At 59.8% G+C, this 24,749-nt stretch carries 20 protein-coding genes; 16 read left to right on the top strand and 4 right to left on the bottom strand.

The features are described from left to right. Positions 1-12: 12 nt before the first annotated feature. Both AB7M26_RS09995 and AB7M26_RS09990 read right to left on the bottom strand, forming a co-directional pair. Positions 13-780, bottom strand: coding sequence for a heme ABC transporter ATP-binding protein (locus AB7M26_RS09995; protein WP_123497206.1), 768 nt, complete (start codon positions 778-780; stop codon positions 13-15). Continuing rightward, on the bottom strand, positions 780-1,763 hold the full coding sequence (locus tag AB7M26_RS09990) for a FecCD family ABC transporter permease (RefSeq protein WP_185022152.1): 984 nt from the start codon (positions 1,761-1,763) through the stop codon (positions 780-782). Before AB7M26_RS09990 ends, AB7M26_RS09995 begins: the two co-directional genes overlap by 1 nt. A 240-nt stretch (positions 1,764-2,003) precedes the next feature. Between AB7M26_RS09990 and AB7M26_RS09985 the strand changes: the two genes are divergently transcribed. Next, positions 2,004-2,321 (top strand): Rieske (2Fe-2S) protein, encoded by a 318-nt coding sequence (locus tag AB7M26_RS09985; protein ID WP_123497202.1) that lies wholly within the window; start codon positions 2,004-2,006, stop codon positions 2,319-2,321. Here the strand turns inward: AB7M26_RS09985 and sfsA are convergent. Further along, entirely contained in the window at positions 2,310-3,023 is a 714-nt protein-coding gene (gene sfsA / locus AB7M26_RS09980; protein ID WP_123497199.1) for a DNA/RNA nuclease SfsA, read from the bottom strand. The genes AB7M26_RS09985 and sfsA overlap by 12 nt on opposite strands. Beyond that, positions 3,023-4,195: a pyridoxal phosphate-dependent aminotransferase gene (locus AB7M26_RS09975; RefSeq protein ID WP_052967680.1), complete on the bottom strand. Its 1,173-nt coding sequence runs from the start codon at positions 4,193-4,195 to the stop codon at positions 3,023-3,025. The genes sfsA and AB7M26_RS09975 overlap by 1 nt, the downstream gene beginning before the upstream one ends. Before the next feature lie 334 nt (positions 4,196-4,529). Here AB7M26_RS09975 and dksA point away from each other — a divergent pair, with 334 nt between their 5' ends. From dksA to AB7M26_RS09900, 15 genes are all read left to right on the top strand, one after another. After that, positions 4,530-4,973, top strand: coding sequence for an RNA polymerase-binding protein DksA (gene dksA / locus AB7M26_RS09970; protein WP_030130357.1), 444 nt, complete (start codon positions 4,530-4,532; stop codon positions 4,971-4,973). Positions 4,974-5,176: 203 nt separating this feature from the next. Then, positions 5,177-6,073 (top strand): tRNA glutamyl-Q(34) synthetase GluQRS, encoded by an 897-nt coding sequence (gene gluQRS / locus AB7M26_RS09965; RefSeq protein WP_123497195.1) that lies wholly within the window; start codon positions 5,177-5,179, stop codon positions 6,071-6,073. A 77-nt stretch (positions 6,074-6,150) separates the two neighbouring features. Continuing rightward, on the top strand, positions 6,151-6,327 hold the full coding sequence (locus AB7M26_RS09960; RefSeq protein ID WP_003176118.1) for a hypothetical protein: 177 nt from the start codon (positions 6,151-6,153) through the stop codon (positions 6,325-6,327). Further along, positions 6,311-9,265, top strand: a complete 2,955-nt coding sequence (locus tag AB7M26_RS09955) for a sensor histidine kinase (RefSeq protein ID WP_185022148.1) — start codon at positions 6,311-6,313, stop codon at positions 9,263-9,265. Before AB7M26_RS09960 ends, AB7M26_RS09955 begins: the two co-directional genes overlap by 17 nt. 22 nt (positions 9,266-9,287) lie before the next feature. Then, complete coding sequence (locus AB7M26_RS09950; RefSeq protein ID WP_123497191.1) at positions 9,288-10,724, top strand: sigma-54-dependent transcriptional regulator; 1,437 nt, start codon at positions 9,288-9,290, stop codon at positions 10,722-10,724. A gap of 738 nt (positions 10,725-11,462) precedes the next feature. Next, the gene (locus tag AB7M26_RS09945) at positions 11,463-12,863 is read left to right on the top strand and encodes a polynucleotide adenylyltransferase PcnB (protein WP_123497189.1); all 1,401 of its coding nucleotides are present in this window, start codon (positions 11,463-11,465) and stop codon (positions 12,861-12,863) included. 3 nt (positions 12,864-12,866) lie between these two features. After that, positions 12,867-13,346 carry a 2-amino-4-hydroxy-6-hydroxymethyldihydropteridine diphosphokinase gene (gene folK, locus AB7M26_RS09940; protein WP_123497187.1) on the top strand — a complete coding sequence of 160 codons (480 nt, stop codon included), beginning with the start codon at positions 12,867-12,869 and terminating at the stop codon, positions 13,344-13,346. A 382-nt stretch (positions 13,347-13,728) separates the two neighbouring features. After that, a complete protein-coding gene (gene panB, locus AB7M26_RS09935; protein ID WP_008068507.1) occupies positions 13,729-14,529 on the top strand; it encodes a 3-methyl-2-oxobutanoate hydroxymethyltransferase in 801 nt (266 codons plus the stop codon). Beyond that, a complete protein-coding gene (gene panC / locus AB7M26_RS09930) occupies positions 14,526-15,386 on the top strand; it encodes a pantoate--beta-alanine ligase (protein ID WP_123497185.1) in 861 nt (286 codons plus the stop codon). Before panB ends, panC begins: the two co-directional genes overlap by 4 nt. Positions 15,387-15,581: 195 nt before the next feature. Then, positions 15,582-15,962: an aspartate 1-decarboxylase gene (panD, locus tag AB7M26_RS09925; RefSeq protein WP_123497181.1), complete on the top strand. Its 381-nt coding sequence runs from the start codon at positions 15,582-15,584 to the stop codon at positions 15,960-15,962. 231 nt (positions 15,963-16,193) lie between these two features. Continuing rightward, a complete protein-coding gene (gene pgi / locus AB7M26_RS09920; protein WP_038981528.1) occupies positions 16,194-17,858 on the top strand; it encodes a glucose-6-phosphate isomerase in 1,665 nt (554 codons plus the stop codon). A gap of 175 nt (positions 17,859-18,033) precedes the next feature. Next, entirely contained in the window at positions 18,034-19,971 is a 1,938-nt protein-coding gene (gene acs, locus AB7M26_RS09915; RefSeq protein ID WP_123497179.1) for an acetate--CoA ligase, read from the top strand. Between the two features lie 237 nt (positions 19,972-20,208). Continuing rightward, positions 20,209-21,225: a class I SAM-dependent rRNA methyltransferase gene (locus tag AB7M26_RS09910; protein ID WP_123497178.1), complete on the top strand. Its 1,017-nt coding sequence runs from the start codon at positions 20,209-20,211 to the stop codon at positions 21,223-21,225. A gap of 61 nt (positions 21,226-21,286) precedes the next feature. Further along, on the top strand, positions 21,287-24,277 hold the full coding sequence (locus AB7M26_RS09905) for a DUF748 domain-containing protein (protein ID WP_429388791.1): 2,991 nt from the start codon (positions 21,287-21,289) through the stop codon (positions 24,275-24,277). Then, positions 24,277-24,573: a DUF2845 domain-containing protein gene (locus AB7M26_RS09900; RefSeq protein ID WP_123497174.1), complete on the top strand. Its 297-nt coding sequence runs from the start codon at positions 24,277-24,279 to the stop codon at positions 24,571-24,573. The genes AB7M26_RS09905 and AB7M26_RS09900 overlap by 1 nt, the downstream gene beginning before the upstream one ends. The last annotated feature ends 176 nt before the right edge of the window (positions 24,574-24,749 follow it).

Below are 24,749 nucleotides of genomic sequence, written 5' to 3'. Positions count from 1 at the left end.
TCGATGAAATGCTTAGCGGGCGATGATCAGCGGATGCCCACGCTCCGGGTGCGGCTGCACCAGCACTTCCAGCCCGAACACGGCCTTGAGCGGTTCCGGGCGCAATACCTGCTCCGGCGTATCCAGCGCCACGGGACGCCCACCTTCGAGCAGTAATAGACGATCACAATAGCGTGCCGCCAGGTTCAGATCATGCAGGATCACCAGCACCGCGGCACCACGATTGGCGAACTCGCGCACCGCTTGCAGAGTGGTGTGTTGGTGCAGCGGGTCGAGCATCGACGTCGGCTCATCGAGCAACAACGTTTGCCCCGCCTCTCCCGGCCACAGCTGCGCCAGCACACGCGCCAGATGCACCCGCTGACGCTCCCCCCCAGACAGCGCCAGATAGCTGCGTCCGCTCAGGTGCCGCGCATCAGCCGCGTCTAGTGCGGCGGCGATGATTTCGTCATCCCGGACCCGGCCGCTTTGATACGGCAGACGGCCCATGCCAACCACTTCTTCGACGCGAAAGGCAAAGTCCAGGGTCGACACCTGCGGCAACACCGCCAAACGCTGGGCTCGCTGCGCCCGGGCCCAATGACTCAACTCGCGCTCGTCGAGCCAGACACTGCCGTGGTCCGCCTGCAATTCGCCGCACAGGGCGCCGAGCAAAGTGCTTTTACCGGCACCGTTGGGGCCCAGCACGCCGAGGACTTCGCCCGGCTTGAGTTCAAGGGTGATGTCGGTGAGAACAATCTTTCGACCGCGCCGGATTTGCAGGTTCTGCGCTCGCAACATCAGGCACGCCCTCTGAGCAGTAGATACAGAAAGAACGGTGCGCCGATGAAGGCCGTGACAATCCCGATCGGCAACTCGGCCGGCGCCAGGGCCAGCCGCGCCACCAGATCGGCAAATAACAAGAGACTGGCCCCCGCCAATACCGATGCAGGTAACAGCACACGATGATCCGGGCCGGCCAGCAGCCGCACCAGATGCGGCACCACCAGACCGACAAACCCGATCATCCCCGCTGCCGCAACCGCCGCACCGACGCCCAGTGCCGTGCAGAACACCAGTTCGCGCTTAAGCCTTTCGACATCAATACCCAGGTGACCGGCCTCTGACTCCCCCAGCAACAATGCATTCAAGGCCTTGGCCCGACGCGGCAGCCACAGCGCCACACCGGTGCTCACTAGCAACAACGGCCAAAGTCGCGAATAACTGGCGCCGTTAAGGCTGCCCAGGTTCCAGAACGTCAAGGTGCGCAGGGTCGCGTCATCCGCCAGATAGGTGAATAACCCTACCGCCGAACCGGCCAGGGCAGTCAATGCAATACCGGCCAGCAGCATGGTGGCGACGTTGGTCTGGCCATTGCGTCGCCCCAGTCGATAGACCAGCGCCGTTACACCCAGCCCACCGAGAAACGCGCACACCGACAACAGATAAGGCCCGAAGGATTCCGGCAGACCGCCGAACACCGAGCCGCCGACAATCGCGATGGCTGCGCCCAATGCCGCGCCGCTGGAGACTCCCACCAATCCCGGATCGGCCAGAGGATTGCGAAACAGGCCCTGCATCGCCACGCCGGACAGCGCCAGCACGCCGCCCACCGCCAAGCCGAGCAAGGTTCGTGGCAAGCGAATCTGCCCGAGGATCAGTTCGGCCTGCTCCAACCCGTCGGGCGCGATGGGTAAACCAATCAGCCGCAACGCCGCGCGTAACGTGTCGAACAACGGCAAACTCACCGAACCCAACGCCAGCGACAACCAGATCGCCAGCAAACACAGCAGGCTCAGGCCAATGAATAATGCACGGGGTTTAACCAGAACGGTCATTGGCCGGTCGCACTCAGGCGCATAAACAGCTTCCTTGAAAAATTTTGCCGGGCATCGAGAGAACAGGCCAAGTATCCTCGGCCCCCGGCAATCGCCCTGGGGGTGAGCGGCCATTTGATATTTGCTTGCATTTGAACGTCAAGCTCGGACATATCCGCTCACGAGCTGCGGGACTTGAGGATAGACATGAAGCTTCTTTGCACAGGCGCCGAATTGGCTGACGCCAGCAGTCGCGGTTTCGACGTTGATGGTCAAAAGCTCTTCGCCGTGCGCCGGGCCGGCCGGGTGTATGTGTATGAAAATCGCTGCCCGCACCGGGGCGTCGGACTGGAATGGAAGCCCGACCAGTTTCTCGACTCCAGCAACAGCCTGATCCAGTGCGCCACCCATGGCGCGCTGTTTCTGATTGAAGACGGCGAATGCATCGCTGGCCCCTGCGCCGGTCAATCCCTGACCGCCATCCCCTGCCGCGAAGATGAGCAAGGGATCTGGCTAACCGTTTAACAGTACCTCCAGGCGCCGATCGACCACCATCTCTTCGTGGGTCAAGTGCACGCCATACGCCAGCACTTCGACCCCGCACGCCACCGCTTCGCGTAACGCCACCGCGTAGGCCGAATCGATTTCTTCAGCAGGACGCACGGAGTCTATGCCGGTCAGGTTCACGCAATACAACTGCACGGCACGAATCCCGTCCCGGGCCAAATGCGCCAACTCGCGCAAATGCTTGGCCCCGCGCTGGGTCACGGCGTCAGGAAATGCCGCCACCAACGAGCCATCGAAGCCCAGGGTGACGCTTTTGACTTCTACATAGGCTGGCCCGCTCGGGTAGTCGAGACGGAAATCGATGCGGCTGCTCTCCTGACCGTAGGCCACTTCGCGCTTCAATTCGGTAAAGCCGTTCAGCTCGGTGATGACATTGGCCCGCAATGCCTCCTCAATCAAACCGTTGGCGCGCCCGGTGTTTACGCAGAACAGTCGCCCCTGCGGGGTTTCGCCGACTTCCCAGGTGCCGGGCAATTTACGCTTGGGGTCGTTGGAACGACTGAACCAGACCTGCCCGCCTTCGACCTGGCAATTAAGCATCGAACCGGTGTTAGGGCAGTGAATGGTCAGCAACTCGCCGCTAACGGTTTCGATATCAGCGAGAAAACGTTTGTAGCGACGAATCAAGCGACCTTCTTCGAGGGGAGGATGAAAACGCATCAGCCTTGCCAGCTCCGCAAACCACGAGCGATCCGCTCAACCGCTTCCTGCAAACGTGGAAGACTTTGGGTGTAGGCAAACCGCACATGATGCCCGGCCTGATAACGCCCGAAGTCCAGGCCCGGCGTAATCGCGACGTGCTCGGTTTCGAGAAAATGTCGGCAAAACGCGAAGGCATCGCCGCCGAACTTGCTGATATCGGCGTACAAGTAGAACGCGCCTTCCGGCTCCACGGCGATACCGAAACCCAATTCACGCAGGGCGGGCAGCAGGAAATCGCGACGTCGGCCGAACTCGGCGCGGCGCTCCTCGAAAATCTGGATGGTGGCGGGTTCGAAGCAAGCCAATGCGGCGTGCTGGGCCATGCTCGGCGCGCTGATGTAGAGGTTCTGGGCGAGTTTTTCCAACTCTCCGACCGCCGCTTCTGGCGCAACCAGCCAACCGAGACGCCAGCCGGTCATGCCGAAATACTTGGAAAAACTATTGAGGACAAAGGCGCTGTCATCGACTTCCAGCACGCTGGCCGCATCCGTGCCGTACGTCAGGCCATGGTAGATCTCATCGACCACCAAATGGCCGTGGCGGGCCTTGATCGCTGCAGAGAGCCCGGCCAATTCGTCGCGGGTCAGGATGGTCCCGGTCGGGTTGGCCGGCGATGCCACCAGGGCGCCGACGCTGTCGTGATCCCAGTGGCGCGCCACCAGGTCCGGGGTCAGCTGATAACGCACGTCCGGGCCGACCGGCACCAGTTGCGCCGCGCCTTCCACCAACCGCAGGAAATGCCGGTTGCACGGGTAACCCGGGTCTGCCAGCAGCCAGTGTTTACCTGGGTCCACCAGCAAGGCGCTGGCCAACAGCAACGCGCCTGAACCGCCGGGCGTGATGAGAATTCGTTGCGGATCGATGTTCAGCCCGTAACGTTGCTGATAAAAGCCCGAAATGGCTTCACGCAGCTCAGGAATGCCGCGGGCAGCGGTGTAACGGGTCTTCCCCGCCGTCAACGCGGCCTGGCCGGCCTGGATGATCGGCTCGGCGGTGGTGAAGTCCGGCTCGCCGATTTCCAGGTGAATCACGTCGTGACCGGCCGCTTGCAGCTCGTTGGCCCGCGCCAGCAGGGCCATGACGTGAAACGGTTCGATAGCGCGACTGCGCGCACTGTAGGACAGAGCCATTAGCCTTCCTTACAACGGGGAAAAGAATCGATTCTACCCAAGCGCAGGAACGAGCGAGAACCTAAAGCGGTCAGAGCCCATATAACGCTGGTCTCAAACGGTTCAAGCGTATGCTCCAGGTTTGACTAAAATCAATAATTGATCAGGTCTCCAGAGCCACCAGGCAAGGCTTTGCAATCTTTTGCAAGGCCCACGGGCCGCGGGCTCGACATCCGGGAGTAGCGCGGTCCGATTTGATCTGGTAAGTTCGCCCGCTTGCAGCCGCAGGGCCGGCAGGTGTCGGTGATGGAGCAATCCTGCGCAATGGATTACAAGAGTAGAGGCGGTCCATTTCATGCCCACCCAAGCAAAGCAACAGCAGAACCAGTCGATCAGCGGCTTCGAACCCTACAAAGAAGTGAAGGGCGAAGAGTACATGGGCAAGCCCATGCGCGCTCACTTCACCAAGATCCTGAACAAGTGGAAACAGGACTTGATGCAGGAAGTCGACCGTACTGTTGATCACATGAAAGACGAAGCGGCCAACTTTCCTGACCCGGCAGACCGTGCCAGCCAGGAAGAGGAATTCAGCCTCGAATTGCGCGCCCGCGACCGCGAGCGCAAGCTGATCAAGAAAATCGACAAAACCCTGCAATTGATCGAAGACGAAGAATACGGCTGGTGCGAGTCCTGCGGCGTCGAAATCGGCGTCAAGCGACTGGAAGCCCGCCCTACCGCCGACATGTGCGTTGACTGCAAGACCCTGGCGGAAATCAAGGAAAAGCAAGTCGGCAAGTAATCTTGACGACTTGAACGAAGAACGGAGCGTGCGAACGCTCCGTTTTTTGTTTCTGACATTTGCCCTGGCAGCAAACCTGTGGGAGCGAGCCTGCTCGCGAATGCGGTGTGTCAGGCAACACTAATGTTGGAGCTGATGCCCCCTTCGCGAGCAGGCTCGCTCCCACAGGGACTTGCGCACGACCAGAGAAGTAACATTCGTCCATGACTGCCACGACTTCCCCTCTCTACATCGGCCGTTTCGCTCCTACACCCAGCGGCCACTTGCACTTCGGTTCGTTGGTCGCAGCACTGGCCTCCTACCTCGACGCCCGTTCGGTCGGCGGCCGCTGGCTGGTACGCATGGAAGATCTCGATCCGCCACGGGAAGAGCCTGGCGCTCAGGCGGCGATTCTCAAGGCCCTGGAAAGCTACGGGTTCGAGTGGGATGGCGACATGGTCCGACAGAGTGACCGGCACGCGGCCTATGACGACGTCATCAATCGCCTGTTCAATCAGGGCCTGGCCTATGCTTGCACCTGTTCGCGCAAGCAATTGGAGCCGTATCACGGCATCTATCCCGGGTTCTGCCGCAACGCAGGGCACGGCACTGAGAACGCCGCGATCCGCCTGCGTGTACCGGAACTGGAATACCACTTCATCGACCGGGTGCAGGGCGAGTTCCGTCAACATCTGGGGCGGGAGGTGGGTGATTTCGTGATCCGCCGCCGCGATGGGCTCTACGCCTATCAACTGGCAGTGGTGCTGGACGACGCCTGGCAAGGCATCACCGATATCGTGCGAGGCGCCGATCTGCTGGATTCCACGCCGCGCCAACTCTATCTGCAAGAATTGCTGGGCCTGCCACAACCGCGCTACCTGCACATCCCGCTGATTACCCAGCCGGACGGCCACAAACTCGGCAAATCCTATCGATCACCGCCGCTGACCGAAGATCAGGCCACGCCGCTGTTACTGCGCGCATTGCGGGCGCTGGGGCACAAACCTGCGACCGAACTGAATGACGCCACGCCACGGCAAGTGCTGAACTGGGGAATTACCCACTGGGATGCATCGCTGATCCCGCGCACACTGACGTTGCCTGAAGCGCAACTGCAGTGATGCCACTTGCAGTGGCGCGCCCATCCGTTACCATCGCCGCACGTTTTCGGGCACGCGCATAAAAAAGAGAGGCCGGGATGTACATCTATCGCTTGGTCCTGCTCCTGGTAGTGGGGATTTATCTGTTCTCCCCGGCCATCATGGATTGGTGGATCGACGCCACGGGCGCCTGGTATCGCCCTTATTTGCTCTGGCTGATTCTGATTGTCGTGACCTTCATTCTGCAGAGCCAAAAAGATGCCGATGAGCTTTAGCCTGACCCAGATGATCCTGATCAGCGCCGCGTACCTGGCGGTGCTGTTCGGCGTGGCCTGGGTCAGCGAACGAGGCATGATCCCCCGGGCGATCATTCGCCACCCGCTGACGTACACCCTGTCGCTGGGCGTTTACGCCAGTGCCTGGGCGTTTTATGGCACGGTGGGCCTGGCCTATCAGTACGGCTACGGTTTTCTGTCCAGCTACCTCGGGGTTTCCGGAGCGTTTCTGCTGGCGCCGGTGCTTCTGTACCCGATCCTGAAAATCACCCGCACTTATCAACTCTCGTCCCTGGCCGACTTGTTCGCGTTTCGTTTCCGCAGCACCTGGGCCGGCGCACTGACGACAATTTTCATGCTGATCGGCGTCCTGCCGTTGCTGGCGCTGCAGATTCAGGCGGTGGCCGACTCCATCAGCATCCTCACCCGCGAGCCGGTGCAGCATCGCGTGGCCCTGAGCTTCTGCGCACTGATTACGCTGTTCACGATTTTCTTCGGCTCACGCCACATCGCTACCCGCGAGAAACATGAAGGCCTGGTGTTCGCGATTGCCTTCGAATCGGTGATCAAACTGATCGCGATTGGCGGCGTCGGCCTGTATGCGCTGTACGGCGTGTTCGACGGCCCGCAGCAGCTGGAACTGTGGCTGCTGCAAAACCAGACCGCCCTCGCCGCCCTGCACACGCCATTGCAGGAAGGCCCGTGGCGCACGCTGCTGCTGGTGTTCTTCGCCTCGGCGATCGTGATGCCGCACATGTACCACATGACCTTTACCGAAAACCTCAACCCGCGCTCGCTGGTCAGTGCGAGCTGGGGTTTACCGCTGTTTCTGCTGTTGATGAGCCTCGCGGTGCCGCTGATTCTCTGGGCCGGGCTGAAACTCGGCGCCACGACCAATCCGGAATACTTCACCCTGGGCATCGGCATCGCCGCCAACAGCAAAGCCCTGGCGCTATTGGCCTATGTCGGCGGATTGTCAGCGGCCAGCGGTTTGATCATCGTCACCACGCTGGCGCTCTCCGGGATGGCGCTGAACCATCTGGTGCTGCCGCTCTATCAGCCGCCGGCCGAAGGCAATATCTACCGTTGGCTGAAATGGACCCGCCGGGCGCTGATCGTCGCGATCATCATGGCCGGTTACGGTTTCTACCTGATGCTGGGTGCCGAGCAGGATCTGGCCAACCTCGGCATCGTCGCCTTCGTCGCCACGTTGCAGTTCCTGCCGGGGGTGTTGTCGGTGCTGTACTGGCCGACCGCCAACCGCCGCGGCTTCATCGCAGGTCTGCTGGCGGGGATTCTGGTGTGGCTGGTGACCATGCTGCTGCCGCTGGTCGGCAATCTGCAAGGCTTCTACATTCCGCTGTTGAACATGATTTACGTGCTGGACGACACCAGTTGGCACATGGCGGCAATCGCCTCGCTGGCCGCCAACGTGCTGATGTTCACGCTGATCTCGTTGTTCACCAACGCCAGTCCCGAAGAGGCCAGCGCCGCCGAAGCCTGCGCGGTGGACAACGTTCGCCGCCCACAACGCCGCGAACTGCACGCGGCCTCGCCTCAGGAGTTTGCCACGCAGCTTGCAAAACCATTGGGCGCCAAGGCTGCGCAGAAAGAAGTCGAGCAGGCGCTGCGAGACCTCTATCTGCCATTCGATGAACGCCGGCCATACGCCTTGCGCCGTTTGCGGGACCGTATCGAAGCCAACCTCTCGGGCCTGATGGGGCCAAGCGTGGCGCAGGACATGGTCGAAACCTTCCTGCCCTACAAGGCTGGCGGCGAAAACTACGTCACCGAAGACATCCACTTCATCGAAAGCCGTCTTGAGGACTACCACTCGCGCCTCACCGGTCTTGCCGCCGAACTTGATGCCCTGCGCCGCTACCACCGCCAGACCTTGCAGGAATTGCCGATGGGCGTGTGCTCGCTGGCCAAGGATCAGGAAATCCTCATGTGGAACAAAGCCATGGAGGAACTGACCGGGATTGCCGCGCAGCGTGTGGTCGGTTCGCGCCTGAGCACCATTGGCGATCCGTGGAGAGAACTGCTGCAAGGCTTCATCAATCTGCCGGACGAGCATTTGCACAAACAGCACCTGGCTCTCGACGGTCAGACGCGCTGGCTGAACCTGCACAAAGCGGCGATCGATGAACCGCTGGCGCCGGGCAACAGTGGCCTGGTGCTGCTGGTGGAAGATTTGACCGAAACCCAGATGCTCGAAGACAAGCTGGTGCACTCCGAGCGCCTGGCCAGCATCGGTCGACTGGCGGCCGGCGTGGCCCATGAAATCGGCAACCCGATCACCGGCATTGCCTGTCTCGCGCAGAACTTGCGCGAAGAGCGTGAAGAAGACGCCGAGCTCACGGAAATCAGCGGGCAGATCCTCGAGCAGACCAAACGCGTGTCACGCATCGTTCAGTCGCTGATGAGCTTCGCCCATGCCGGCAGTTATCAGCACAGTGACGAGCCCGTCTGTCTGGCGGAAGTGGCCCAGGATGCCATCGGCCTGCTGGCCTTGAACCGGCGCAATTTCGAAGTACAGTTCTATAATCTGTGCGATCCCGACCATTGGGTCGAAGGTGACCCGCAGCGGCTCGCCCAGGTATTGATCAACCTGCTCTCAAACGCCCGCGACGCCTCGCCTCCGGGCAGTGCGGTACGAGTCAAGAGCGAAGCCGGCGAACACACGGTCGATCTGATCGTCGAAGACGAAGGCAGCGGTATTCCCTCGAGCATCATGGACCGATTGTTCGAACCTTTCTTCACCACCAAGGACCCTGGCGAAGGCACCGGTCTGGGCCTTGCACTGGTCTATTCCATCGTTGAAGAGCATTATGGACAAATCACCATCGACAGCCCGGCTGATGTTCAAAGCCAACGCGGCACCCGTATCCGGGTAACTTTGCCGCGTCATGTCGAAGCGACGTCCGCTGTGAACTGAGACCGTCGAGAGTATCGAATCAATGCCGCACATTTTGATCGTCGAAGACGAAACAATTATCCGCTCCGCCTTGCGCCGTCTGCTGGAACGTAACCAGTACCAGGTCAGCGAAGCCGGATCCGTGCAGGAAGCACAAGAGCGTTTCAGCATCCCCACATTTGACCTGATCGTCAGCGACCTGCGTCTGCCAGGCGCGCCTGGTACCGAGTTGATCAAACTTGGCCAGGGCACTCCGGTGCTGATCATGACCAGTTACGCCAGCCTGCGTTCGGCCGTCGACTCCATGAAGATGGGCGCGGTGGATTACATCGCCAAGCCTTTCGATCACGACGAAATGCTCCAGGCCGTCGCGCGAATCCTGCGTGACCGGCAATCGGCGCAAGCCAGCGGTGAACCGGTCGTCGGCAAGACGAGCAATGGTGCCGCGAAAAATGGTGTCGACAACAGCAACGGCGAAATCGGCATTATCGGCTCCTGCCCGCCGATGCAGGACCTGTACAGCAAGATCCGCAAAGTCGCGCCAACCGATTCCAATGTCCTGATCCAGGGCGAATCCGGTACCGGTAAAGAACTGGTAGCACGCGCCCTGCATAACCTGTCCAAACGCGCCAAGGCGCCGATGATTTCGGTGAACTGCGCGGCCATTCCGGAAAGCCTGATCGAGTCCGAACTGTTCGGCCACGAAAAAGGCGCCTTTACCGGCGCCAGTGCCGGGCGTGCCGGGTTGGTGGAAGCGGCGGACGGCGGCACCTTGTTCCTCGATGAAATCGGCGAACTGCCACTGGAAGCCCAGGCCCGCCTGCTGCGTGTGTTGCAGGAAGGAGAAATCCGCCGGGTAGGTTCGGTGCAGTCGCAGAAGGTCGACGTACGCCTGATTGCCGCGACGCACCGGGACCTCAAGAGCCTGGCGAAGATTGGGCAGTTCCGTGAAGACTTGTATTACCGCCTTCACGTAATCGCCCTGAAACTGCCGGCCTTGCGCGAACGCGGTGCGGACGTCAATGAAATTGCCACTGCATTCCTCGCGCGACAGAGCGCACGGGTCGGCCGTACCGATCTGAAGTTCGCCCAGGATGCCGAACAGGCCATTCGGCATTATTCCTGGCCGGGTAACGTTCGCGAGCTGGAAAATGCGGTCGAACGCGCGGTAATCCTGTGCGAAAGCCCGGAGATTTCCGCCGAGCTGCTGGGCATCGACATCGAACTGAGCGATCTGGATGACGACGACTTCATCGGCTTGGCGCCGCAGCAGGGCAACGGCGCCGGTAACACCAGCCACGAACCGACCGAAGATTTGTCCCTGGAAGACTACTTCCAGCATTTCGTTCTCGAGCATCAAGACCACATGACCGAAACCGAACTGGCCCGCAAACTCGGGGTCAGTCGCAAATGCCTGTGGGAGCGCCGTCAGCGCCTGGGCATTCCGCGGCGCAAGACCGGGGTGGCCAGCGAGAGCTGAACCGCACCTGTCGGATGTGCGGGTAACACATGACATTGTGAAAAAACTGTTACCTCAGCTTTTTCGCGTAACAGAAGCCGGGGCTTACGGTAACGAAGCCCCGGTTTTTTTTGGCCTCGAAAAACACCATTAGCCCGCCTAACCCCTTGTTTTACTGGGCCTCGCAAAAGTTGGCACGCACCCTGCTATATGTTTGATACAAGAACAATAACAAGCAATGTACAAGACAATAAAAATAAGACGAATCGACTCACGCACAATAAAAACAAGACGGCGAGAGGCGTAGCTAACTGATTCTTTTGGAGAGGCGTTGCATTTGGGGCTTGCCCCACGACCAGGCCGAGAATAATAAAAAACTGTCTCAAGACAGTGCCTGAACTGGTTGGATCGAACGATCACAGCAACACAGCGACCAAAGCAATCCGTTTGCTCTTGGCTCCCGATTGGGAGGGTCATGAAGGAAAACTTCATGGCGAGGGCGCTCAACAAAAACAAGAAGCCCGAAACCAATAATAAAAATAGAGCATGCAACTACTTCTTGGGGAGCTTCGGCTCCCCTTGTGGTTTCTGCGATTTGAAAAACCTCCCCCGCCTGCGCTTCGCTTTTCTCTTGTAGCTTGTGGCTTGCAGCTCATATCTGCTGTGTCCTACACCATCCCCCGACTAAATGCTAGAATCCCCGCCCATCATGCGGTCATTCTTCGTTATGGCCGAACATTCCTTCAAACAGTGCATCCCATGCTGAAGAAGTTGTTCCAGTCATTCCGTTCTCCCAAGCGTCATACGCAACACATTCGCAGTACGCCTGAAGTGCTCAACAGCGGCCAACATTCGCTGCAAAAGGCACAATTCAGCCGTTACGCGGTGAATATCGTCGAACGCCTGCAGAACGCCGGTTACCAGGCTTACCTGGTCGGCGGCTGTGTGCGTGACATGCTGCTCGGCATCACGCCGAAAGATTTCGACGTCGCCACCAGCGCCACGCCTGAACAGGTACGCGCCGAATTCCGCAACGCGCGGATTATCGGTCGGCGTTTCAAACTGGTGCATATCCACTTTGGCCGCGAAATCATTGAAGTCGCGACCTTCCGCGCCAATCACCCGCAAAACGACGAAGACGAAGACAGCAACCAATCGTCTCGTAATGAAAGCGGGCGCATTTTGCGCGACAACGTCTACGGCACCCTGGAAGAAGACGCGCAACGCCGCGACTTCACCATCAACGCCTTGTATTACGATCCGGTCAGCGAGCGCATTCTCGACTACGCCAACGGCGTACACGACATCCGCAATCACCTGATCCGCCTGATCGGCGATCCGAAGCAACGCTACCAGGAAGACCCGGTGCGGATGCTGCGGGCCGTGCGTTTCGCCGCCAAGCTGAATTTCGGCATCGAAAAACACAGCGCCACGCCCATTCGCGAACTGGCGCCGTTGTTGCGTGAGATCCCGTCAGCTCGTCTGTTCGAAGAAGTGCTCAAGTTGTTCCTCTCCGGCTATGCCGCGGACACTTTCGAAATGCTGGTCGACCTGCAGCTGTTCGATCCGCTGTTCCCGGCGAGTGCGGCAGCGTTGGAGTACAGCCCGACCTACACCCATACGTTGATCAGTGAAGCACTGATCAACACAGACCTGCGGATCAAGCAGAACAAGCCGGTCACCCCGGCATTCCTGTTTGCCGCCCTGCTCTGGCCTGCCCTGCCGGCCCGTGTGTTGCGCCTGCAAGAACGCGGCATGCCGCCGATTCCGGCGATGCAGGAAGCCGCTCACGAATTGATCGCCGAGCAGTGCCAGCGCATCGCCATTCCGAAACGCTTCACCATGCCGATCCGCGAGATCTGGGACATGCAGGAGCGCTTGCCACGGCGTAGCGGCAAACGCGCCGACCTGTTACTGGACAATCCGCGGTTCCGTGCCGGTTACGACTTCCTGCTGCTGCGTGAAAGCGCCGGTGAGCAGACCGATGGCCTGGGCGAATGGTGGACCGATTATCAGGACGCCAACGACAGCGAACGCCGGGACATGATCCGCGACCTCAGCGGCAAGGACGACGGTACCGGTGCTCCACGCAAACGTCGACGCAGCGGCGGCGCCAAGCGCAAGCGCGCGGCCGGCGCACCGAGCGCTACAGGCGAATAAGCCATGGAACGCATCTACATCGGCATGGGCAGCAATCTGGCTGACCCCGCCGAACAGTTGCGCAGCGCTGTCGCAGCGCTGGCGCAATTGCCGCAAACCGAACTGATCGGGGTTTCCGGGTTTTATCAAAGCGATTCGCTGTTACCTGGCCAACCGCGTTACACCAACGCAGTCGCCGCCCTCGAAAGCAGCCTCGCACCACTGGACCTGCTGGATGCACTGCAGACCATCGAGAACGGCCAGGGCCGCGAGCGCCTTGAACGCTGGGGCCCGCGCACGCTGGATCTGGATATCGTGCTGTTCGGCGATCGACTGATCGACGAACCTCGCCTCAAAGTTCCCCACTATCACCTGCAGGAACGGGCCTTTGTGCTCTATCCGCTGGCAGAGCTGGCACCGGCTGATCTGCGCCTGGCCGATGGCCGCACCCTCACAGCATTGCTTGCCGCCTGCCCGTTCGTCGGGTTGGAACGCTTCTCTTAAAATTGACAAAAAACCCTGTGGGAGCGGGCTTGCCCGCGATAGCGACTTTACATTCAACATCAATGTTGACTGATAGTCCGCCATCGCGGGCAAGCCCGCTCCCACAATGGTTTCTGTCGTATCAAAGATTTGCATCAGCAAAAACCTGCTGAATCGCATCAGTAACGACGGTAACACCCCACGCGTAACAATGCGGTAACACACGCAATTGACTTCCCGGGTTCTCCTCACGACTATAGGCGTCCCGCTGCCGCCAACGCGGCGCCAAAGGGCGCAATCCAGGCCTTACAAGCACCACGAAAGAAGGTGCGCCTGTATAAATGACGAATCACGCGCGTTACTCGCAGTAGTTTCCATAGCGCCTGTAATGAGGATTTTTTTCATGCCAGCCATCACCCTGACCACGCTCCAGAGCCTCAAGCAGAAAGGTGAAAAGATCACCATGCTGACCTGCTATGACGCGACCTTCGCCCACGCCTGCAACGAGGCTGGGGTTGAAGTGCTGCTGGTGGGCGACTCACTCGGCATGGTCTTGCAAGGTCACGACAGCACCCTGCCGGTGACCACCGCCGAAATGGCCTACCACGTGGCAGCCGTCAAACGCGGCAACACTGATGCCCTGATCCTCGCCGACCTGCCCTTCATGGCCTACGCCACCCTCGAACAAACCATGACCAACAGCGCCCTGTTGATGCAGGCCGGTGCACACATGGTCAAGGTTGAAGGAGCATTGTGGCTCGCGGACTCGATCCGTCTGCTGGCCGAACGTGGCATCCCGGTGTGCGCACACATGGGGCTGACGCCGCAATCGGTCAACATCCTGGGTGGCTATAAAGTCCAGGGCCGCAACGAGAACCAGGCGCGGCAAATGCGTGCCGACGCGATTTCCCTGGAACAGGCGGGTGCGGCCATGCTGCTGCTCGAATGCGTGCCCAGCGAACTGGCCGAAGAAATCTCCCAAGCGGTGAAGATCCCGGTGATCGGCATCGGCGCCGGCAGTGGCACCGACGGCCAGGTGCTAGTCCTGCACGACATGCTGGGCTTGTCCATTACCGGCCGCGTGCCGAAATTCGTGAAGAATTTCATGACTGGCCAAACCAGCGTCCAGGCAGCCTTGAGCGCTTATGTCACTGAAGTCAAAGCGGCGACTTTCCCTGGCATCGAACACGGATTCTCTGCATGAACACCGTAAAAACCGTACGCGAACTGCGGGCCGCCGTGGCCCGCGCCCGTAGCGAAGGCAAACGTATCGGCTTCGTGCCGACCATGGGCAACCTGCACAGCGGGCATATCGCGCTGATTACCAAAGCCACCCAACGGGTGGATTTCGTGGTCGCGAGCATTTTCGTCAACCCGCTGCAGTTCGGCGCCGGCGAAGACCTCGACAAGTACCCGCGAACCCTGGCCGCCGATCAGGAGAAACTGCTTCAGGCCGGTTGCCATCTGCTGTTCGCACCCACCGTCGAAGAAATGTACCCCGATGGCATGGCCGGTCAGACCCGTGTCAGTGTTCCGCAACTGTCCGAGGGCCTGTGCGGCGCCAGCCGTCCGGGGCATTTCGAAGGGGTGGCGACCGTAGTCAGCAAGCTATTCAACATGGTCCAGCCGGACCTGGCGATCTTCGGCCAGAAAGACTTCCAGCAACTGGCGGTGATTCGCGCCCTGGTGCATGACTTGAACATGCCGATCCAGATTATCGGTGAGCCTACCGTACGTGCGGCCGACGGTCTGGCGCTGTCGTCGCGCAATGGTTTCCTCAGCGAAGAACAGCGGGCCATCGCGCCGGTGGTCTATCGCACCCTGACCCATATTGCCGATGCAATTAAACAGGGCGAGCGCGATTACCCGACGTTGATCAATGAGCAGATCAAGCAACTCGAAGCCGCCGGTCTGCGAGTGGACTATCTGGAAATTCGTCATGCGCTGACCTTGCGTCCGGCGACGGCGGAAGATCGGGATCTGGTGATTCTGGTGGCGGCGTTCCTGGGCACGACGCGGTTGATCGACAACCTGCATCTGAACCTCGACGCGCTAGCATAAACACCACCAAACCCTGTGGGAGCGGGCTTGCCCGCGATAGCGATTTAGCAGTCGACATAGATGTTGACTGTTAGTACGCCATCGCGGGCAAACCCGCTCCCACATTGGTCCTGCGCCAATTTCCACATCGTATTGCTGCCTCCAAAGCCTTCGGGCAAACTGCCCGCCGTTCGATTCCGACCTGGGGAAACACTCATGCACGCCATCATGCTCAAGGCCAAGCTGCATCGCGCCGAAGTTACCCACGCTGTACTCGATTACGAAGGCTCTTGCGCCATCGACGGTGAATGGCTGGACCTGTCCGGCATCCGTGAGTACGAACAGATCCAGATCTACAACGTCGACAACGGCGAACGCTTTACCACCTACGCGATTCGTGGCGAAGAAGGTTCGCGCATGATTTCGGTCAATGGTGCCGCGGCGCACAAGGCCAAGGTCGGCGACCGCGTGATCATCTGCGCTTACGCCCACTACAACGAAGCCGAGCTGCTCAACTTCAAGCCGCGCATGCTCTACATGGCGCCGGGTAACGAGTTGAGCCACACCAGCAATGCCATTCCGGTTCAGGTCGCCTGATCGAGCCGACGCCCCTGTCAGCCTTCCGTTTGTCGGACCGCTCCCTGTTTAAATGTTAAAAAAGTACCGGGAGCAGGTCAGACAAAGTCAAGACAGATTGCAGCGCGAGGTTTACTGTATTCGCCCTGCGCCATGAAATCGTGTCGACGCAGTTGACCGGACGCCCACCCGCAGCGCTCCGGGATTTTTAGTGTTCAAAAGGCCGTTCAAGTAAAAAGGAAAACCGCAGCGATGGCGTATTACCGCACCCCTCACGACGTTACCGCTCTGCCCGCCTGGCAAGCGCTGAATGATCACCGCCAAGCCATGCAAGATTTCAGCATGCGCGAAGCCTTTAATGCCGATCCGCAGCGCTTTACTCAATTCACCCTTAGCAGCTGCGGCCTGTTTCTCGACTACTCGAAAAACCTGATCAACGCCGAGACCCGCAATCTGCTGGTGGGCCTGGCCAACGAAGTCGACCTCAAAGGCGCGATCAAAGCGCTGTTCGATGGCGAAATCGTCAACTCTTCCGAAGGCCGCCCCGCCCTGCACACCGCACTGCGCCGCCCGGTGGGCGACAAGCTGTCGGTCAACGGCGTCAACGTGATGCCCGATGTACACAAGGTGTTGAACCAGATCACCGACCTCGTGGGTCGCATCCACGATGGTTTGTGGCGCGGTTACACCGAGAAGCCGATCACTGACGTGGTCAACATCGGCATCGGTGGCTCGTTCCTCGGCCCTGAGCTGGTGTCCGAAGCGCTGCTGTCCTATGCCCAGAAAGGCGTGCGCTGCCATTACCTGGCGAACATCGACGGCAGTGAATTCCACGAACTGACCATGAAGCTGCGCGCCGAGACCACGTTGTTCATCGTCTCGTCGAAATCCTTCAACACCCTCGAAACCCTGAAAAACGCCCAGGCCGCACGCGCCTGGTACCTGGCTCAGGGCGGTTCGGAAGCCGAGCTGTACCGTCACTTCATCGCCGTTTCCAGCAACAACGCGGCAGCGGTAGCGTTCGGTATTCGCGAAGAAAACATCTTCCCGATGTGGGATTGGGTTGGCGGGCGTTACTCGCTGTGGTCGGCTATCGGTTTGCCGATTGCATTGGCCATCGGCATGTCGAACTTCAAGGAACTGCTGTCCGGTGCCTACACCATGGACCAGCACTTCCAGAGCGCGCCATTCGAACAGAACATGCCGGTACTGCTGGCGTTGCTCGGCGTCTGGTACGGCAACTTCTGGGGCGCGCAAAGCCACGCGATCCTGCCGTACGACCACTACCTGCGCAACATCACCAAACACTTGCAACAGCTGGACATGGAATCCAACGGCAAGAGCGTACGCCAGGACGGCACGCCAGTGTCCACCGATACTGGCCCGGTGATCTGGGGCGGCGTCGGTTGCAACGGTCAGCACGCTTATCACCAGTTGCTGCACCAAGGCACTCAACTGATTCCGGCCGACTTTATCGTGCCGATCGTCAGCTTCAATCCGGTGTCCGACCATCACCAGTGGCTGTACGCCAACTGCCTGTCGCAAAGCCAGGCACTGATGCTCGGCAAGACTCGCGCCGAGGCTGAAGCCGAGTTGCGTGACAAGGGCATGAGCGAGGACGAAGTGCAGAAGCTGGCGGCGCACAAGGTGATCCCGGGCAACCGTCCGAGCAACACCCTGGTCGTCGAGCGCATCAGCCCGCGTCGTCTTGGCGCACTGGTGGCGCTGTACGAACATAAAGTCTTCGTGCAAAGCGTGGTCTGGGGCATCAACGCCTTCGACCAGTGGGGCGTGGAACTGGGCAAGGAGCTGGGCAAAGGCGTCTACAACCGCCTGGTCGGCAGCGAAGAAACCCCGGCCGACGATGCCTCCACCCAAGGCTTGATCAACTACTTCCGCGGTCGTCACCGCGGGTGATTTGAGACTCTTTCCCACAGGTCATCACTGACCCTGTGGGAGCGGGCTTGCTCGCGAAAGCGGACACACCACTTTCGCGAGCAAGCCCGCTCCCACATTGGTTCTATGTACACTTGAACTCAAAATTCACAGGGCGCATCTTTATTGCTTGTCGTAACAAGAATAAGGAACCGTCATGTTCGATATCAGCACGTTCCCCAAAGCCGATGCCGTCCGCCGGGCTGCACAGTTAAGTCAAGACGACTACCAACGCCTGTACCGCCAATCCATCGAGCACCCCAGCTCCTTCTGGGCCGAACAGGCCACACGCTTTCTCGATTGGAGCGCGCCGTGGCAAACCGTCCAGCGTTACGACCTGAAAACCGGTGAAGCGAGCTGGTTCGCGGGTGGACAGATAAACGTCAGTTACAACTGCATCGACCGTCACCTGGAAAAACGCGGCGATCAAATCGCGATTATCTGGGAAGGCGATGACCCCGCCGAATCCACCCAGATCACCTACAAAAAACTCCATCACAACGTCTGCCGACTGGCCAACGTGCTCAAAGGCCGCGGCGTGAAGAAAGGCGACCGCGTGTGCATCTACATGCCGATGATCCCCGAAGCCGCCTACGCCATGCTCGCCTGCGCGCGAATCGGTGCGATTCATTCGGTGGTGTTCGGCGGCTTCTCCCCGGACTCTTTGCGTGACCGGATTCTCGACGCCGATTGCCGCACCGTGATCACTGCCGACGAAGGCGTGCGCGGCGGTAAATTCGTGCCGCTCAAACAGAACGTCGACACCGCGCTGCTAAGCTGCCCCGACGTGAACACCGTGATCGTGGTCGAACGCACCCAAGGCCAGGTTAGCTGGGTCGACGATCGGGACATCTGGTACCACCAGGCTTTGCGCGACGTCAGCAATGACTGCCCGCCAGAGCCGATGGACGCCGAAGACCCGCTGTTCATCCTCTACACCTCCGGCAGCACCGGCAAACCCAAAGGCGTGCTGCACACCACTGGCGGCTACTTGCTGCAAGCCGCCATGACCTTCAAGTACGTGTTCGATTATCGCGACGGTGAAGTCTTCTGGTGCACCGCCGATGTCGGCTGGGTCACCGGCCATAGCTACATTGTCTACGGGCCACTGGCCAACGGAGCGACCACGCTGATCTTCGAAGGCGTGCCGAGCTACCCCAGCACCTCGCGCTTCTGGCAGGTGATCGACAAGCACCATGTGAACATCTTCTACACCGCCCCGACTGCCCTGCGTGCACTGATGCGTGAAGGTCCCGAGCCGTTGAAGGAAACGTCCCGCGAGAGCCTGCGATTGCTCGGCACCGTCGGCGAGCCGATCAATCCGGAAGCCTGGGAGTGGTATTTCAATACAGTCGGCGAGCAGCGCTGCCCGATTGTCGATACCTGGTGGCAGACCGAAACCGGCGGCATCATGCTCAGCCCGCTGGTCAGCACCCAACGGGTCAAACCCGGTTGCGCCACGCAACCGATGTTCGGCGTGCAACCGGTATTGCTCGACGAACACGGCAAGGAAATCAAAGGCGCCGGCAGCGGCATACTGGCCATCAAGTCCAGCTGGCCGGCGCAGATCCGCAGCGTCTACGGCGACCCGAAACGGATGATCGAAACCTACTTCAAGCCCTACCCCGGCTATTACTTCACCGGCGACGGCGCACGTCGCGATGAGGACGGCGATTACTGGATCACCGGCCGCATCGACGACGTGATCAACGTCTCCGGGCACCGCATCGGCACAGCCGAAGTGGAAAGCGCGCTGGTGCTGCACGACAGCATCGCCGAGGCCGCCGTGGTCGGTTACCCCCACGACGTCAAAGGCCAGGGCATTTATGCCTTTGTCACGCCCATGAATGGCACCGAACCCAACGACGAATTGAAGAAACAGTTACTGGCGCATGTCAGCAAGGAAATCGGCAGCTTCGCCAAACCGGACTTGATCCAGTGGGCCCCGGCCCTGCCGAAAACCCGCTCGGGCAAGATCATGCGACGAATTCTGCGCAAGATCGCCTGCAACGAACTGGACAGCCTGGGTGACACCTCGACCCTCGCCGACCCGAGCGTGGTGCAAGGGCTGATCGATCAGCGGCTGAACCAATGAACTCGTGTTGTGCATCGGCGGAGGCCAAGGCGTAGCACTGCGAGCGAAAGAGCTTAAAAGCTTCGCGAGCAAGCCCGCTCCCACATTGGATTTTTGAACGTCACACATCCAGTGTGGGAGCGGGCTTGCCCGCGAAGACGGCCTCGCAGCCACCACATCCCTCACATTTGCCCACAAAACTCAAAGCCCATAGCTGTTAAACTCCCGCGCCCAACTCCCTCCTGCAAGGCGCCCAGCATGTCTTCCTTGAATCAGGCGCTGCGCGCCGCCCTCGATCATCGTCAGGACCTGCTTGCCGAGTTGCATCAGCAAGGCACCGATTGCTATCGCCTGTTCCACGGCAGCCAGGAAGGCGCCGGCGGCCTGACCATCGACCGCTACGGTCCGCAACTGTTGGTGCAGAGTTTTCATCAGGCGCTGGAGCGTGACGCTCTTCTGCAACTGCACGAGATCGTCAATCAGCAGTTGGGCCTCGACACCCTGCTGGTCTACAACGACCGTTCCCGTGGTAACTCGCGCATCGACCGCGAAGACACCGTCTACCGCGCCGACGAAGCCGCCCTGCAAGATTTGATCGGCCACGAATGGGGACTGAACTACCGGGTGCGCGGGCGCCACGCCGGCCAGGACCCGTTGCTGTTTCTCGATCTGCGCAACGCTCGCGGCTGGGTCAAGGCGCACAGCAAAAACAAAAGTATGCTGAACCTGTTTGCCTACACCTGTGGCGTCGGCCTCAGCGCCGCGGCGGGTGGTGCAAGCGAGGTGTGTAACCTGGACTTTGCCGAAGGCAATCTGGCGGTCGGTCGTGAGAACGGCTTGCTCAACCCGCAATTGCCGACGATGGAATTCATCCAGTCAGATTATTTCCCCGCGATTCGTCAATTGGCCGGTCTGCCGATCAGCCAGCGTCGCGGCCAGAAACTGCCGAGCTATCAACGTCTGGAACCGCGTCAGTACGATTTGGTGTTGCTTGATCCTCCGGCCTGGGCCAAGAGTGCGTTCGGCACGGTCGACCTGTTGCGCGACTACCAAAGCCTGCTCAAACCGGCGCTGCTGACCACCGCCGACAATGGCGTACTGATCTGCTGCAACAACCTGGCGAAGGTCAGCATGGACGATTGGCGCGAGCAGGTTTTGCGCTGCGCAGAGAAGGCCGGGCGCCCGGTGCGCGAGTGGACAGCGCTGACACCGGGCAGCGATTTTCCGTCGATGGATCAGCAGCCGCCATTGAAAACGCTGATTCTGCAGCTCTGAAAATTCGCACCGATAATCAGATAAATCCTATAAAGCTTGGTTGCTTCGGAACCGCAAACGCATGCCATACTCCAAGGCACTCAGATTCCGACAGATGAAGCCGCACATGCCCAAAGGATTGATTCGCGCTATCGGCGCCTTGTTGACTGCCCTGGCTCTTTATAGCCTGCTGGGGTTTCTGATTTTGCCGGGCATCGCGTTGCGAATCGCCAACCAACAATTGGCCAACTACGCCACGACACCTGCGACGATTCAGCGGATCGAACTCAACCCCTTCAGCCTTGAAGTCACCCTTTGGGGCCTGGTCATCGGCGAGCCGGGCAAGGAACAGGTGGGCTTCGAACGTCTGTACGCTAACCTGCAGATCGATAGCCTCTGGACCAAGGCGCTGCACTTGTCCGATATCGAACTGGACAAACCCAAGACCGAAATCCTTTTCGGCAAGGACGGCAAACTCAACCTGCTCGTCCTGTTCAAAATCCCCGCCAGCGAACCGACCCCGGTCGATCCGGACGCCAAACCATTCCCGCTGCGCGTGGAGAGGATCAAACTGGCCGGCGGCTCCTTGCATTTCGAGGATGCACGGCCCAGCGAACCCATCGAGTTCCTCTACGATAAACTCGATTTCGAACTGAAAAACCTCAGCACCCTGCCCGAAGACAGCGCCGACATGACGTTGGTCGCCGTCGGCCCGGCAGGTGGACAGATCGACTGGACCGGTAATTTCAGCCTGATCCCGATCGCCTCCGAAGGTAAGCTGAAAATCACCGACGGCAAGATGAAATCCTTCTGGCCCTATGTGCGTGATGCTGTGCCACTTGCACTCGAAGACGGCGTGGTCAGCCTCAGCACCGATTACAAACTCAACCTGGCCAAAGAAACCGAACTGCTGCTGAGCAACGTTGCCGTCAGCGTCGCGCCTTTCGCTATCAAGACTCCGGTCGGTCGACCGCTGGCGAAGCTCGAGCGACTGGACATCAGCGAAACCACCGTAGACCTGGCCAAACAGCAAGTGGTGGTCGGCAAGATCCGCAGCAAAAAACTGGAAACCTGGGCCGCCCTCGAAGCCGACGGGCAACTGGACTGGCAAAAACTGTTCGCCAGTCAGCCATCCAAAGCGGCCAACAAAGCCAATGCCGAGCCAGCCAGCACGCCGGCAGCAGCCGATTCGCCGAAGCCTGAACCGACCGCGCCGAGCAAGCCTTGGCAGGTGCTGCTCAAAGACGTGCAGCTACGTGACTATCAGGTACATCTGGCCGACCGCAAGGCACAACCGGAGGTCGCGCTGGAGGTGGGTCCGCTGAACCTGGACCTGCAAAATTTCGACAGCCTCAATGGCTCACCTTTCAACCTCAAGCTCGACACCGGCGTGGGCAAGCAAGGCAAGATCACAGCGGACGGCGTGGTCAATCTGGCCCCGATCAGCGCCAAACTGAACGTGCAGACGAAGGACATCGACCTGCGCGTCGCACAGTCCTACATCAACCCGTTCATTCGTCTCGAACTGCGCAGCGGCATGCTGGGCAGTGATCTGGCGGTCGACCTGAAAAGCACCGAACCGCTGGCGTTCAGCGTCACAGGCAAAGCCCAGGTCGATCAGCTGCATACCCTCGACACTCTGAAAACCCGCGACTTCCTCAAGTGGCAACAGTTGGTGCTCGAAGGCCTGAATTATCAACATGGCGACAGCCTGTCGATCGACAAGGTCAACCTGTTCCAGCCTTATGCACGCTTCATGATCAACGATGATCGCACCACCAACGTCGATGACCTGTTGATCCCGCAACCGGCCGACTCCGGCGCCACAACCACCACTGCGGCCAAACCGGCAGCCGGAAAAGAAAAACCGTTGGGTATCCACATTGGCGGCATTGCCATCAATGACGGTTCGGCAAACTTCGCCGACTTCAGCCTGACTCCGAACTTCGCCACCGCCGTTCAACAGCTCAACGGGAAGATCGGCACCATCGACAGCCGCCAGGCAAAACCGGCCAGCGTCGACATCAAAGGCAAGGTCGACCGCTATGCACCGGTGACCATCAAGGGCTCGGTCAATCCGTTCGACCCGATGGCCAGCCTGGACATCGCCACCAGTTTCAAACGGGTGGAACTGACCACCCTGACGCCCTACTCCGGCAAGTTCGCCGGTTACCGTATCCGCAAAGGCCGGCTCAATCTCGACCTGCACTACAAGATCACCAACGGCCAGCTCCTGGCTGAAAACAAAGTGGTGGTCGAGCAGTTGCAACTGGGTGAAAAGGTCGACAGTCCAGATGCCGTGAGCCTGCCGCTGAAGCTGGCGATTGCCTTGCTCAAGGATGTCGACGGCAAGATTTCCATCGAACTGCCAGTGAGCGGCGACCTGAATAACCCGCAGTTCAGTGTCATGCCGATTATCTGGCAGACCCTGCGCAACCTGATCGTGAAAGCGGCCGCAGCGCCATTCAAAATGATTGGCGGCCTGGTCAGCGGCGGTGGTTCGGAAGACTTGGGCAGCGTGGCGTTCGCACCGGGCTCAAGTGACCTGAGCAAAGATGCCGAAGCGGCGCTGGTCAAACTGTCCCAAGCGCTCAAGGAGCGTCCGGCCCTGCGCCTGGAAATCGAAGGCACCGCCGCCAAGAGCAGCGATGGCCCGCTGATTGCCGAGCAACGCCTGGAGCGGGAATACCAGTACAACTACTACAAAATGCTCCAGCGTCGCGGTGACAAAGTACCGGCCCAAGCCTCGTTGCTGGACGTACCGGACAACGAGAAAGGCCCGCTGCTTGAAGGGATCTACCGCACACGCCTCAAGACCCAGCCGCCCGCCGATTGGAAGGATCTGGGCAAGGAAGAACGCAGCAAAAAAATGCGGGAAGGCGTGATCGCGTTCTGGAGTTCCAGCGAGGTGCTGTTGCGTCAACTGGGGCAAGAACGGGCCAGCAGCATCAAGGATTATCTGGTGGACAAGGGGCAATTGGCCGATGACCGCGTGTACTTCATCGACGCCAGCCTTGGCGAGGCAGAGAGCGATGGCCGCGTTATCACGCCCATGCATCTGGATGCCGAATGATGGGCGCACATTGGCTTCTGAGCCTGGCTCTGTTGCTGGTTGCCGGCCAGACAGCGGCGGCCGAGACCTTGCGTTGTGGCAGTCAATTGATCAGCGTCGGGGACAGGTCCAGCGAAGTGCTACAAAAATGCGGAGAGCCCGTTGCCCGCGACTTGCTGGGCTACAAGCGCAGCGCCAATCGGCGGGAAGAGTTTCAGGTCGAGGAATGGACCTACGGGCCCAACAGCGGGATGTACCAGTACCTGCGCTTTGAAGGCAACCGGTTGGTTCGAATCACCAGCAAGCGTGGGAATTAAATCCACCACAAACCAATGTGGGAGCGGGCTTGCTCGCGAATGCGGTGTGTCAGTCGGCATCAATGTTGACCGGCACACCGCATTCGCGAGCAAGCCCGCTCCCACAGTTGTTTTGCGTAGCCCGCAATAGAACAGGCCCCGACACGAATGCCAGGGCCTGTAATGGCCACATCCTT

It is taken from the genome of Pseudomonas sp. F-14 TE3482, from assembly GCF_053629455.1.
Note: the sequence above shows the minus strand (reverse complement) of the source record. Positions and strands in the feature narration are given on the sequence as shown.